This window comes from Ohtaekwangia sp., from assembly GCF_036568665.1.
Classification (GTDB): domain Bacteria; phylum Bacteroidota; class Bacteroidia; order Cytophagales; family Cyclobacteriaceae; genus Ohtaekwangia.
The window spans coordinates 1-14,123 of sequence record NZ_DATCSD010000489.1; the positions used below are offsets into that span (position 1 = coordinate 1).

At 43.5% G+C, this 14,123-nt stretch carries 11 protein-coding genes; 1 reads left to right on the forward strand and 10 read right to left on the reverse strand.

Going from position 1 to position 14,123, the window contains the following annotated elements:
* From VIN08_RS28270 to VIN08_RS28310, 9 genes are all read right to left on the reverse strand, one after another.
* Positions 1 to 378: FAD-dependent oxidoreductase (locus tag VIN08_RS28270; RefSeq protein WP_331973061.1), on the reverse strand; the 378-nt coding region annotated here is incomplete at its 3' end.
* A gap of 33 nt (positions 379 to 411) precedes the next feature.
* Positions 412 to 1,908 (reverse strand): glycerol kinase GlpK, encoded by a 1,497-nt coding sequence (glpK, locus tag VIN08_RS28275; RefSeq protein WP_331973063.1) that lies wholly within the window; start codon positions 1,906 to 1,908, stop codon positions 412 to 414.
* A gap of 215 nt (positions 1,909 to 2,123) precedes the next feature.
* On the reverse strand, positions 2,124 to 5,435 hold the full coding sequence (locus tag VIN08_RS28280) for a gliding motility-associated C-terminal domain-containing protein (protein WP_331973065.1): 3,312 nt from the start codon (positions 5,433 to 5,435) through the stop codon (positions 2,124 to 2,126).
* A 151-nt stretch (positions 5,436 to 5,586) separates the two neighbouring features.
* Positions 5,587 to 6,504, reverse strand: a complete 918-nt coding sequence (locus tag VIN08_RS28285) for a bestrophin family protein (protein WP_331973067.1) — start codon at positions 6,502 to 6,504, stop codon at positions 5,587 to 5,589.
* A 58-nt stretch (positions 6,505 to 6,562) separates the two neighbouring features.
* A complete protein-coding gene (locus tag VIN08_RS28290) occupies positions 6,563 to 6,994 on the reverse strand; it encodes a CBS domain-containing protein (RefSeq protein ID WP_331973069.1) in 432 nt (143 codons plus the stop codon).
* 444 nt (positions 6,995 to 7,438) lie between these two features.
* Positions 7,439 to 8,356, reverse strand: a complete 918-nt coding sequence (locus VIN08_RS28295) for a hypothetical protein (RefSeq protein ID WP_331973071.1) — start codon at positions 8,354 to 8,356, stop codon at positions 7,439 to 7,441.
* Between the two features lie 93 nt (positions 8,357 to 8,449).
* A complete protein-coding gene (locus VIN08_RS28300) occupies positions 8,450 to 8,833 on the reverse strand; it encodes a hypothetical protein (RefSeq protein WP_331973073.1) in 384 nt (127 codons plus the stop codon).
* 478 nt (positions 8,834 to 9,311) lie between these two features.
* Positions 9,312 to 11,921 (reverse strand): ABC transporter permease, encoded by a 2,610-nt coding sequence (locus VIN08_RS28305; RefSeq protein WP_331973075.1) that lies wholly within the window; start codon positions 11,919 to 11,921, stop codon positions 9,312 to 9,314.
* 14 nt (positions 11,922 to 11,935) lie between these two features.
* Entirely contained in the window at positions 11,936 to 12,268 is a 333-nt protein-coding gene (locus tag VIN08_RS28310; RefSeq protein WP_331973077.1) for a PadR family transcriptional regulator, read from the reverse strand.
* 146 nt (positions 12,269 to 12,414) lie between these two features.
* On the opposite strand from VIN08_RS28310, the gene VIN08_RS28315 reads away from it, so the two are divergent.
* Positions 12,415 to 12,540, forward strand: a complete 126-nt coding sequence (locus VIN08_RS28315) for a hypothetical protein (protein ID WP_331973079.1) — start codon at positions 12,415 to 12,417, stop codon at positions 12,538 to 12,540.
* A 128-nt stretch (positions 12,541 to 12,668) separates the two neighbouring features.
* Here the strand turns inward: VIN08_RS28315 and VIN08_RS28320 are convergent, their stop codons facing one another.
* Complete coding sequence (locus VIN08_RS28320; protein ID WP_331973081.1) at positions 12,669 to 14,060, reverse strand: NADH-quinone oxidoreductase subunit N; 1,392 nt, start codon at positions 14,058 to 14,060, stop codon at positions 12,669 to 12,671.
* Between the last annotated feature and the right edge of the window lie 63 nt (positions 14,061 to 14,123).

Here is a 14,123-nt window from a genome sequence, read left to right on the forward strand (position 1 = left end):
GCCCGCCATCATATCATATACTTTCATGCCAATGGTATAGAACGGACCGTTCCACCATTCGTAATTCGGTATAATAAATTGTTGATTGCGTACCAGGTGAGGTGCATTCTGTCGTAAGAGTCCGCGTTCGTGTAACGCTTCCAATACGAGCCCTATATCTCCCTGTTGTAAATAGCGAACACCTCCGTGAATAAGTTTTGTACTGCGGCTCGAAGTACCCTTTGCAAAATCGTGTTGCTCCAGCAGCACCGTTTTATATCCGCGCGATGCAGCCTCTACCGCTGCACCCAAACCGGTGGCTCCTCCTCCGATGATCAGCACATCCCACGGTGTGGTTCCCTGCTGGCGGAGTGCTTCTATCATGGTGGATCGATTCATGCGTATAGGTGTATCGTTGTTTACTGCTATATATTACTCTTCTTCGTTGGCCCAGCCCTTGGCTCGCTCTACTGCGCGCTTCCAGGTGCGATAATACTTCTGTTGTGTTTCCTTATTGTTACCGGGAGTAAAACGTTTATCCTCCTGCCAATATTTTTTTATTTCATCCTGGCCGCTCCAATAGCCGGTAGCAAGCCCTGCGAGGTAAGCAGCACCCAGCGCCGTGGTCTCGGTAATCTTCGGACGGATCACAATCTTATCCATCACATCCGACTGCAACTGCATGAGCATGTTATTGACGGATGCACCGCCATCTACACGCAACTCCTTCAACGTAATGCCGGCTTCCTGTTGTATACAATCGGTTATACTCTTTACATCAAACGTAATGGCATCCAGTGCTGCACGACTTATATGTGCTTTGGTAGTGCCGCGTGTTAACCCGATGATCAAGCCACGTGCATACGGATCCCAATGCGGAGCACCGAGTCCGGAAAGCGCGGGCACGAGATATACTCCATCCGAATTTTCAACACGTGCTGCCAGTTTTTCTACCTGTGCAGAAGACGTAAACAATTCAAGACCATCGCGAAGCCATTGAATGATAGCACCTCCTATAAATATAGATCCTTCTACAGCATACGTTACATCATTCCCTATTTTCCATCCAATCGTGGTAAGCAAGTCTTTCGTAACAACGGGTTTGTTGCCAATGTTGGCTACTATAAAACAACCGGTGCCATACGTATTCTTGATCATGCCCGGCTCGAAGCATGCCTGACCAAATAATGCAGCCTGCTGATCGCCTGCTATACCGGCTATCGGCACTTTACTGGCAAAGATTGTTGTGCCCGTCTCGCCATATACCTCACTGCACGAGCGCACTTCCGGCAACATACTTTCCGGTATAGTAAAGATCTTCAGCAACTCTTTGTCCCACGACAAAGTATGTATATTAAAGATCATCGTTCGGCTGGCGTTGGTTACATCGGTAACATGTACTTTGCCATTGGTAAGTTTCCAGGTGAGCCATGTATCTACTGTACCAAACGCAAGTTTACCTTGTTCAGCTTTGGCGCGCGCGCCTTCTACGTTATCCAATATCCATTTAATCTTGGAAGCAGAAAAGTATGCATCGATGAACAGTCCTGTTTTTTGTTTGATGGTTTCAGAGAGACCTTGAGCTTTCAACTCATCGCAGTACGCAGATGTTCTGCGGTCTTGCCATACAATAGCATTATACAGGGGCTGGCTTGTTTCACGGTCCCACACGATAGTTGTTTCGCGTTGATTGGTAATGCCAATAGCCGCGAGGTATTTTCCGTTGATCCCGATCTTCGCGATTGCTTCGGCTGCTACACCGGCTTGCGATGCCCATATTTCATTCGGGTCATGTTCTACCCAGCCGGGCTTCGGAAATATCTGTTGAAATTCTTTTTGTGCTACAGATTGAATGGTTCCTTCATGATCAAAGACAATAGCGCGCGAACTGGTGGTGCCCTGATCAAGGGCCAGTATATATTGTTTCATAATACTATATATCGCTGTTTGGGTTGTAGTGAAAATGATTTATCCTACAGACAGGTCTGTAAGCTATGTCAATTTAAATACATTTCCGATGAGTTTCCCAATGGGGAATGCATTTGTTTCCCACAGAATTTACAGAAAAGCACAAAGCTTAAAGTGGAAAGCTGAAAGCCAAAGACAGGAGTGCATTTCACTTTAGGCTTTCAGCTTTACGCTTTCTACTTAATAAGATGTACCCAACCTTTGCAGGAGGTTTGTTCGGTTGGTACGGTTACGCGGTAGTAGTAGACGCCTTCACTTAGCCCCGCACCTGCCCAGTCGTTTTGGTAGTTCTCTTCCTGGAAGACGAGTCGGCCCCACTGATTATATATCTTGATATCTACCTGGTCGGGGGCTTGCACTACGAGCACATCATTGCGCTCATCGTTGTTGGCCGTAACTACGTTGGGTATTTTTATAGTGACTATATTTAGCCTTATGTTTTCATCGTACGAGCAATATTCGTTCGCGCTGTGAAAGTCCACAGTATATATACCATCAGCCGGGTAATTATGTTCAAAGCTTTGTTCGGCTGAAGATGTGCCATCGCCAAGATTCCAGGTATAGGTATAAGAATCTTTTGCTGTATAGTTGAAACGAACGGTGGGGCGATTCCAGCAATCGAAATGTTTATCGATGCTCAAGGCATAATCCGATGCCGGTATAACATTCACGGTTACCGAATCAGCAATCGAACAACCTACGTTACTTTCAACAACGATGTGATAGGTAGTTGTATCTTCCGGACTAACCTGCAGGCTTGAAACCGATGATATCAGGTTTCCTTTTCGATCGGACCATCGATACTTCACACCGCCTGTAGCGGATAATTGATACTGACTTCCTTTACAGATCGTGCCATCGTCCACTACCTGTATATTTACATCAAATACCGAAACTACTACGGATGCTATATCTTCACCTTCGCAGGTTTCTGCATTGTAGGCTGTAAGGGTAACATGATATATACCTTGTGATTGATACGTATACGTGATCGCGCTGGTATCCTGCTTGGTATAGGTCGTACCATCGCCCATATCCCATACATAATACTTGGCACCACTGCTCAGGTTTTGAAATACAATCGGGTTAGGATAGCATACTGTATCTATACCGGGATCATTTAAGGCTACCGAGTTGGTGCGAATGTTGGCACGCAGTGTGGCAAGGTCAAACTTAAATATAGCGTTGTTACATTGTGCGTAGGTTCTGGCAGCATTTTTTGCATGGCCGGCCGGTGAGTTAACCGCGGGAAAATCAGAATACCCTCCGCATCCTGCACACACCGCATGATATACTATACCACGCTTATCGAAGCGACTTGTGCCACCATCTACATGTGTCACGGATTGATTTCCTCCGAGGAATGTTCCATAGAGAAAAGAAGAAGCATCAGTATCCAGCACCATCAGGTAAAAATCATTTCCGGATGTTGTACTTTGATAGGCATCAGACGAAACACGAAGGCCATACGTATCGCCTCCGACAAAATTGCGCGTGATCGTTACAATCCGTGGTCCTGAACGATACGATATAACCGTAGTGTTCAATGCTCCGCCCCAGCCTGCTACATATATCTTGTTACAATCATTTACGAGAAATGCTGTAGGCGATATGTTAGGAGAATTATTACCGGAACCAAACACGGTTGAGAAAATGGACGACTGCAAATCGTGCGAAAGTTTATGAATGAATTGTCCGCCTCTGCTCTGCGAAAATACACCTGACGATACGGGATAACTTCCCTGCGTTTGCCCTAATACATATATCTCCTGGTTAGTATTAATATCCACAAAATATACCTGATCGTAGCTCGATGTACCGAGGTAGGTAGCGTTTATGATCTGCTGCCCGTCATTTGAAAGCTGCGCGATCCAGCCATCTATATCGGAACCCTTAGTTTTCTTATAGCCATTTATACCATCAAAGTCTGAACTGGTGGTTCCTCCTGCTACAAATATAGTGTTGTTATTATCGAGCTTTAATGAATAGGCTGCATCGGTTCCGGTTCCACCTAGATAGCGACTCCACGTGATCGCAGATAAATCAGAAGCAATCTTTACCACTATTGCATCGTGCGTTCCTCCGCTAAAACCGTTCAAAGCTTTCGGCATATTAGACGATGTTGTGTTGGAAGATATATATACATTATCGTTAGCATCCGTAATGATATCGCCACGAAACTGGTCGCCATAGTTTTTGCATAGCGGACTTTGCACCATACCGGGGTCATCAAACGAACCGGAAATAAAATTCACTCCATCATTACTGCTTCCGCCTATATAGGTAGCTCCGAGCAAGCGGCTTCCATCACTGCTGAGTTTGGCTACAAACAAATCCGATCCATTTACATAGGGCACGCCATCCATCGGAGTAAAGTTTGTTCCGCCTGAAAATGCAGAGCCATTTGTTACCGGAAAATTTCGTGAGCTGGTTGTGCCCAGTATCAGCAACTCTCCTGCATGATTTACATAAAGACTTTGAGGTGTTTCGGCCGCGTTGCCACCCAGGTATGTAGCATATTCCAATTTAGTACCGGCAGAATCATATTTCATAATGCCTATATCCCACACACCGCCAGCATAAAATATCTGGTATGATCCTACTTGTGTCGGGTAGCCAGCGCCATATACTATACCACCGGCATACGCATTTCCGGCCTCATCGTAGGTAGCAGTATTTCCCCAGTTATCCGTAGTTGAACCGGAATATGCCGAGAAGATGATCAACGGATCAATCACCACAGTAGCTGTCGGATCAGGACGCTCTGGAAAATCAAAGCGTACTATATTATTCTTCAGAGTATACCGGCAGGGTATATCTTTCTTTCCTTCGTCTGTTATCTGGTATACATACGGTTCCATCTCGATCATTTCACCGAGGTGCGTTTTCAGGTGCAGTTGTTTCTCTTTGAGTTGTACACTGTCGAGGCCGTTATAGTGCAGTTGTATATCATGTATACGTCCGCCCGGATGCACCACCAGGTCGTATTTGATAGAAGAGCCGTTGGCGTACAGTTTCAGATCTATACCATCATACAAATTACTGACAACGATTACTTCATAAGCCTTCACCGATTGTTTCCATTGTGAAGGGTCGCTTCCATATATATAGTTATAGCGTGTTTGCAAGGCACCGGTTCCTTCGGCATGCACAATGACATTGGCGTTCAGAAATTTTATTTCGAAGGCATGCGCCATCAATGATTCCGATCTATACCCGGAAACATCTTTACCGTTACCTTCCTGCACCGGGTGATTGTGCGATTCGTGGGGAGCTTCAAAGAAAGAATATAGCAGTCGCGTGCGTTCAATGTATAGCTTACCACCGGGCACATCGGCAGCGAAGAGTACCTGCGAAGGCCACTGCCCCTTGTTCTCAATAAATCCCGTAACAGCCGAAGCGTTCACCGACATGAGCACGCCTGCGGCAAATGCCACCACTTGCAGGATGCCCCTGTAGATCGTAAACCGGTTACCTCTTGTGCTCATACTTCCTCCTCTTAAACGCTATAAATAGAGAAAGCCTTTCCGAATGTTACCAGGAAATAGATGAGCGCATGGTATGTGTAGATTAAACCATTAAAGAAAACGATGCTTCTATAGCATCCCTATGGGTTACCACAGATTTTTACCGGGTGTATTACAGTATATATTCTTCCTTGATCGGGGCGAGTGGCGGTGGTATATCTTTTTCGTTCAATGCCTGCAACAGGTTTATCTCAATGGTACGCGTAATACTACTGATAGGGACACCGGAAGGATTATGCTCGAAAGGATTCAGGATATTCATACCGTTAATGTGGGTAATATGAAATACAAATCCCACCATGAATCCTAACAGGATAGACCAATGCCCCACGGCATGCGCGATGGACATGGTAGTAAGGATCACAAACATCCAGATGAAAAGGCGCGTAAAGTAAATATAGGTGGTGGGGAACACGGTATTGTTGATGCGCTCCGATCTGCCCATGCTATCGCAGAAGTTTCGGATCAGTTCATCGAAGGAGCGGAAGCGAAATCCATCGATCACATTTTCCTGCGACAGCTTTTGCAGATCGCGACTCTGCAAGTCCAGTATAGCATTGGGTATATTCGCGAAGGTCTTTACATGCGCAGTTTCTTCGGGCGAAAGATATTTCTCAAACTCCTCGTGATCGCGTTTTCGCAGGGAAGACTTCAATGCATACAGGAATGCTATATGCCGGTATATCATGGTTCGTTGGTAACGTGCTATATCTTCTACTCGAAAATTACCGCTAACAGGTATGCAGCAATAGGCCAATAAACTCCTGGCCCATGAACGCGAATCGTTCACGAGTGCTCCCCAGATGATGCGGGCTTCCCACCATCGTCCGTATGCCTGGTTGTTGTTGAAGCCTATAAAGAAGGCAATGGCTGTACCCATCAGTGCCGGCAGCGCTGCCGGTATATCTACATCGGCCAGCCATACTATATCTATATAGTGAGCTGCTGCACAACTGGCAAGCATGATCATATCTACCCGCCAGGTAATCCGGAGGATTCTGTACAGGCGAAGATTCTTGTTCAACAACATGCGAGGAAATTTAGTATAGCTGAGGGATGAAGACGCTCTTCATCACCATGCACTAAATCTACTGCCCGGCAATGTATTGTTCCAAATGTTCGATGATGGATTTCTGTTCGTTAATAACGGTGCGGACAACATCGCTGATGGAGATCACACCCACGAGTTCGCCCTGCTCTTCTACCGGAAGGTGGCGGAATTTCTTATTGCTCATGATCCACATACATTCTTCAATAGATGTTTCCGGAGAAACGGTGATCACTTTGGAAGTCATCAACTCCCTGATCAAGGTATCTTTTGAAGATTTACCCTTGAGAATAAGTTTACGGGCATAATCACGCTCGGTAAAGATGCCGACCATCTTATCATTTTCTATGATTATGAGTCCACCAATATTCTTTTCGCACATCACTTCGATGGCGTGGTAGACAGTAACATCAGGTGGAACGGAATAGACCGCCCGGCCCTTGGCATCCAGAATGTCTTTAACTTTTCCCATGGTTTAAGATTTAGCAATCGATTGAAGATAGTTTTTTTGACAGGAAAAAGCAATAGACACACCGTTCAACCCGATTTGTCAGGTACACAGAATGGGCAAATTCCGGCTCTGCCGGGCGATTGTTGGCGTTGGAAAGATGTTTATGATTTTGTTAAAAAGTCAGGTTCGTGAATCGTTAAGGGGGCATCCGTTAATCGTGAAAAGTGTTTCCCTTATCATCACTGCCAACTCCGACATTCGTTGATCGGTGTTCTTCGTTCCATATTTATTTCCCGCAGATCTCGCAGATAAATGCAAGAGTCGGAAAGTTAGGTAGACCGAAAGTCCGGAAGATAGTTACTGCACTTCTACATTCGTTGATTGATGTTCCTTGTTCAATATTCAATTTCGCAATTCAGATAAATTGCTTCGCTATAGGCGCCTATAGCGAAGCAATTATATACTTTAAAAAGAATACGTTACTCCAAGCAAAATTCTTGATTGTAATTTCGTTTGCCCGTCATACATATCCTGTTTAACCGGAATAACTGCCATCGCATTAACACCTATCTTTTTACGCAGCACATTTACACCCACGGTAGAATTAAAATTATATCCATTACTATCTTCAACCTCGGCACCTTCAAACTTGTTGATGGCGTTAATCTGATAGTTGATACCAACATTGGGTTTTATCTTCGTAGCTGCTTTTGTAAATGTGTAGTAGTACGATGTGTTGATATAGGTACGGTTACCAAATCTATAGTCTTGCTGATTGGCGGTATTTACTCTGTATGCCACATTGGTTACTATACCGCTGCGGTTCCACATCAGGTTATGAGTTACACTGAAAATATAGTCTACGCTTCCTGTTCCTGCCTGTGAATTGAAATCGCCAATATTGAAATCAGGGTTATCCGTATCAACCCGGTTTACACCGGTAGGTAGTTTAATTCCTCCGCCAACATACAACTCGTTCCGTACCGTAACTTTTTCATTCTCGCTAAGCGAAGTAGTACTCCATATCTTATAATTTACCAATAAAAGTAAATCACCAAATCCGCTTGCATTCGTAATTCCATCATCGCTTTCCTTTCGGCTTATCACATAAGGCATGAAACCCATTACCTGTAACTTCCTGAAATTATAGCCTCCCCAAAGCTCTAAGGTTTTATAATAATCATGACTGAACTCGGAAGCATCATCGCGAAGATGAGAACTAAACCTGGAGGCCGAATACCGAAATCCCATAAACCCTTTATTGAAATTTGGCAAAAGACCAATTTGAAAATTACCATTGCTACATCCACATATCTCGCACGCATAGCTGCTATAGAAGGTTGCTATAAATAGCACAACCGTCAAAAGAAATGACTTATTCATTTTAAAGTTTTACTGAATTGAAATTTGTTAGAACCGGATAGAAACACTGCTGATCATGTGTGCGACCAGAGGTTTACTAAATAATAAAAACCATTAAAGCTGAACAGCCGGAGGATGAAAAACCGAAGGAACCGGAATAGAATGATACTCTTGAATGTTGCTGACCAACCATTTCTGCGAATGAAAGTCAGACGGAGGTTCTGGTAAATTAAAGGATGAAATAAAAAACAGGTTGATCTCCCGGGCATGCATAAAACTCCGGGGCATTCCCTGATCAGAATCCCGATGCTCTATTTTTAATCCTTTGCTGAAATCATAATCACTGCTACACATGGCAATTGGGATTTCTGCGATAAGGCCAATGGAGTACCCAATGGAATGCCTGTTCTCATATAAAAAAGAAAGTACCCCAAGCCGGCTGGCACAGTGTAACATCATGGTTACAAGCACTACATAGCATAAGGATTTCTTTAACATGCCGAAAGGTAAGCACGACTAAACAGAAATCAAAAGAAGGTCGGGGCAACTTCAAGCCTTCTACCGCCATGTATTTTCTTTTAGCCGGACCGCCAATTCATAATATGCATTCAGAAGTGGAATATACTCTCCATCTCCCAAGTCTTTAATCGATTCAAATACTTGTCTTACATATTCTGCATAGCTATCGTATTCCGGATCATTACACCATTTCAGCACGATCATTTTTTCAACTGAAACTCCCGCCAATGTGATAGGTCAATTTTTCTTCAGGTGTTTTTTTTATAAAATCATTTAAAGATTCAATACTCCCTATACTTATCAAAAAAGGGAAACACAACATCATTACAATATTGCTTTACTACAGTTGCATACTGGGCGAAGACGGCTTCATTAGCTATCGCAATCCGTTATCAACTGCAACATTCTTCAATCGATGTTCCTTGTTTGTTATTCAAGTAAAACATCTTTTATATACCTATTCAGCATGCAGGCTTTTCACAGGATTAGCACGCGCGGCCGAATAGGTTTGATACGAGATTGTCAGCACAGCAATGCCCAGAATCAGTGTGGCACCCGCTATAAAAATCCAAGGAGATATAGCTATGCGATATTCAAAAGATTGAAGCCACCAGTTCATTCCAAACCATACACCCGGACTGAACAATATAATGCCCCATAGTATAGGTCTGATAGCTTCACCATTCAGCAACCTGATAATGCCAAAAGTAGAACTACCCATTACCTTGCGTATACCAATTTCTTTTGTCCGCGATTCAATCATATAGGTTGATAATCCCAGGAGTCCGAGGCATGCTATAAAAATAGCAATAGAAGTGAACAGCGTGGTGATGGTTAAAGTACCTTGTGTGCCGGAAAATTTCTTTTGATATTCCTGATCTACAAAATAATAATCAAACGGATACGCTGGATTATACTTGGTAAACAATTTTGAAATATAGTCTATACTTTGCTGCATCGGTTTGTGTGGATTGAGACGCAAGTGTATTACGGTAAACCATCCTTTACTTCCTTGCAACACCATCGGTTTGACTTTTTGAAAAGGAGATGTAAGCACGAAATCTTTAATGACACCCACTACATGCCATTCGGTTCTTCCATCTCTGATAAGTTCTCCAACGGGTTGTTTAAATCCCATGATCTTTACTGCAGCCTCATTGAGAAGTACAGCTGTTGAATCAGAAGGATAGCGTTCAAGATCCATATCGCGACCAGCCATGAGCGTAATACCTGCCGTTTTGGTAATATCTTCATCAACATAAAATCTATCGACCATTAATTTACTTTCCGGATCCTTTCCCTGCCAATCCAGCGCATAAGTTTTGCTCCAGCCTTCTGTTATTGGCGAACTGGTTTTCGTTACCGACTCGATATACCCCGACTGAAGTAATTCCCGTCTGTATGCGCTATAATTTTTATCCAGGTCTCCGGTAATAAAATGATATACCAGGTTATCCTTCGAGTACCCGACTTCGCGATGTTGTACAAATACAATCTGGTTGTAAACCACGGTGGCTGCTATAATAAGCGACACTGCAAAACCAAACTGAAATACGACCAGTAATTTTCGAAGACGATTTTTACCTGAACTGACGGACGCGCCCTTGATAACACGTATAGGATTAAATGACGATAAATATAGAGCCGGATATATACCTGCTAAAATTCCCACCAGAATTACAAACACAACTGCTGATATCCAGAAAGCTATATTTTGAAAGTCGAGTGTAATGCCCTGCTTTACCAGGTTGTTAAAAGCCGGAAGGCTCGTATAGACAATACCCAATGAAATAATACCAGCCCCCAATGCCATGAGTACAGATTCTGAAAGAAACTGTGCGACCAGCGAATAACGAAAAGCACCCGTAACTTTTCGAATACCAACTTCTTTTGAACGCCTTTGTGCCCGTGCCGTGCTCAGGTTAATAAAATTAATGCACGCTATTGCCAGCAGACAAACACCCAGAATTGCCATCATGCGCATGATCTCAATACGGCCACCCGCCTGTACACCATTTTCAAAGCGTGAATACAACCGCATCTTGGTAAGTGGAAAAAGAAATACTTCCATAGTCTGCTCATCCTTGACATGCGATGCCGTTATCTTTTTGATTTGTTCATTGAATAAATCAGGGTCGGTACCCTTCTTCAATTTTACATACGTGCCAACAGAATTATTCTGCCAGTCGGTTTGCTTTCCTTCAAGCTGCTCCATGAACTTAAAGGGAATTATATAGTCGAAATGAAAATCAGTATTACCCGGAAGATCTTGTAGTATACCTGTAACAATAAATTGAAAATTATACCCGGCATCGCTGATCGTCACCGTCTCACCTAATGCTTCTTTATCGCCAAACAGTTGGTGAGCAAATTTATCTGTAATAACCAGTGAGGATGGCTCTTGTAATGCACGGGATGCATCTCCTTTTAGTAAGGGGAACGAAAACATAGTCAGGAACCCCTCATCGGTAAATATGCCAGAGTTCATCATCAGCCGCGTATTGCCAACTGTAAACAAGTATGCCGCACTATAGTCAACCACACTCACGGCACTTTCCACCGCTGAATACTCTTCCGCTAATGTTGGTGCAAGTATACGGGGTGTACGATCCCAGCACTGGAGCTGACCATCCAATGTATTTCTATTCCAGGCCTTATATATCCGATCTTTATCTTGGTGAAACTGATCATAACTAAATTCATATCCGATCCACAAGCCTATCAAAATAGCGCTGCTCATGCCGAGCGCAAGACCCGATACATTGATCAGTGAATAACTCTTATTTCGCAACATGATGCGAAGGGCAATCTTCAGATAATTAGCAATCATATAGAGTGGGAGTAATGACCATGTTATTTTATTTCGGAGAACGATGCCTGGTCTGAAAAAGCGAATCACATTCCACAGCAATCTTCGTCTTGCTTTTCGCTCGTGATATACTTTTACATCCTTGTTAAATTTCTGCAACAGATCACCTTCTATTTCTTCGTATAGTGGCGCAGGACAAAACCACGACAACAGTTGAAATGGGAATCCTGGAGGAGTTATTCTTTTATTTTCTTCCATAGAGGTACTCATTTTCAATTACTCACAATGCGGAGTTGTGGCACGAGTTTCCAAAGATCGACACGGGCTTCCTTCATCGCCTTTAACATAGCCATACCGGCACTTGTAACTTTAAATATTCGTTTCCTTCTTCCTCCCCTTTCATTGGTTGCTCCTCCTAAATCTGACTTGATATAGCCTTTGTCTTCGAGGCGATACAAGGTTACATGCACAGCGCTAAGATTGACCTCGCGCTTTAATCGCGTCTCAATTTCTTCTGCAATGGCAGCACCATAAGCATCTTCCTGCAGTGCTGCCACCAGTGTCAATATTATTTCCTCAAACTCTCCTAAAAATTCCTTTGGCATATCCTTAACAAAACTATATCCTTATATTTTGTTAAGTAAATAAAACAAATAAAATCCGGTTTTGCAAAGTGGGCCCTCTGCATCAGGAAAATTATAATGATCTAAAGAGCTATGAGAACACTAATTGGAGCTGTAGAGTCAGAGATATGAACGCGAAGACAGCCAGTGGCGGCATTGAGCAATGGATATTGAACAAGGAACACCGATCCATGAATGGCGAAGTGAAAGGCAAATGTCTCCCACAGAATGGCACAGAATCTATAATAGTGTAATACGCTCTCGCCCTGACTCGTGTGTAGGTGAAAGCCTTCTATAACGAATAACTATTAACGAATCACGAATACTGCATGAAGAAACAAAGAGTCGCACCTCTATCTGCTTCTACATTAGCAGAAGTAACTTAGAAACCAGTAACCAGTTTAAGTACTGCATCCGGGAATAAGCCCAGTGCAAAGCTTAATACTATCAGTACAAAGAATAGTGCTTTGTGCGAGCCACGAATCTCTATAGTAGCTCCTTCCGGTTCGCGGAAGTACATCGCGATGATGATGCGGAAGTAATAGTATACACCGATGAGGGATGTTATTACGGCTACGATTACCAAGCTGGTATAGCCGTGGTTGATTGCCTGCGCAAACACCAGGTACTTTCCGAAGAAGCCAGCGAGTGGTGGTATACCTGCCAGTGATAGCAACGCTATGGTCATGGTAACAGCGAGCCATGCGTTCTTTTTATACAGACCGTTGAAGTAGTCTATCGTAGTTTCTTCTGCAGGGCCTTCTACTAAATGCAACACACTGAATGCTGCCAGTGATGCTACAGTATAGGTGGCCAGATAATAAAATATAGTATCGGTACCAGAAGGGTTTGCTATAAATGCGAGGAGTATATATCCCACATGACCAACGCTGGAATATGCCAATATACGCTTTACGTATGTCTGATATACGGCTGTTACGTTCGGAATCACGAGTGTAAGTACAGTGATTACGGTAAGAACGGTAGTCCAGGTAGAAGCGGCTGCAACGAAGCACGTTGAGAAGATACGAATGAAGGCAGCGATGGCAGCAACTTTTACTACAGTAGACATAAAGGCTGTTATAGTAGTAGGTGCACCGCTATATACATCAGGAGCCCAGAAGTGGAATGGCACCGCCGATATCTTGAACGCCAGACCAATCATCATCAACAATATACCGGCATAGAAGAATGTAGGGAAGCCTGTTGGATTAGCCGTCAGTGTCTCAGCTATCGTATGGATGTGGAATGAACCGGTTGCTCCGTATATCAGGGCTATACCAAACAAGAGAAAGCCTGTAGCGAATGAACCCATCAGGAAATATTTGAATGCAGCTTCCGTAGAAGTTAGACTATCTTTTTTACTTCCTGCCAATACATATAGCGACATAGAGAGTATCTCTATACCAAGGAAGAGCATCGCCATGTTATTGAACGATGACATGATCACCGAACCAACCACAGCAAATACGACCAGTGAAGTACGATCGGTACGATGCGTTTGTGTAGCAAAATAATCGGCCGATAGCCAGAACCAGATAATGGTTGCAAGTCCTATCAATATTGTAAATGCCAATGCCAGGTTATCGAACACCAGCATATTGCTAAAGTACATGGTGGCTTCATCGCCATGGTGTATCCAATCAGCAACAGCCAGCCCAACAGCCGCTATCATACCGATGATCACAAATGCAGTAAGCCATCTTTTCAGATTGCCAAATTCTGCAAGAAGAGAAACGATACCTAAGCCGGTGATAACAAATAATGCGTTCATATATTAGTTGGCGGAAGCAGTAACTTCTGAGATTGAATGTAAAAGATTAGTAACAGCCGATTC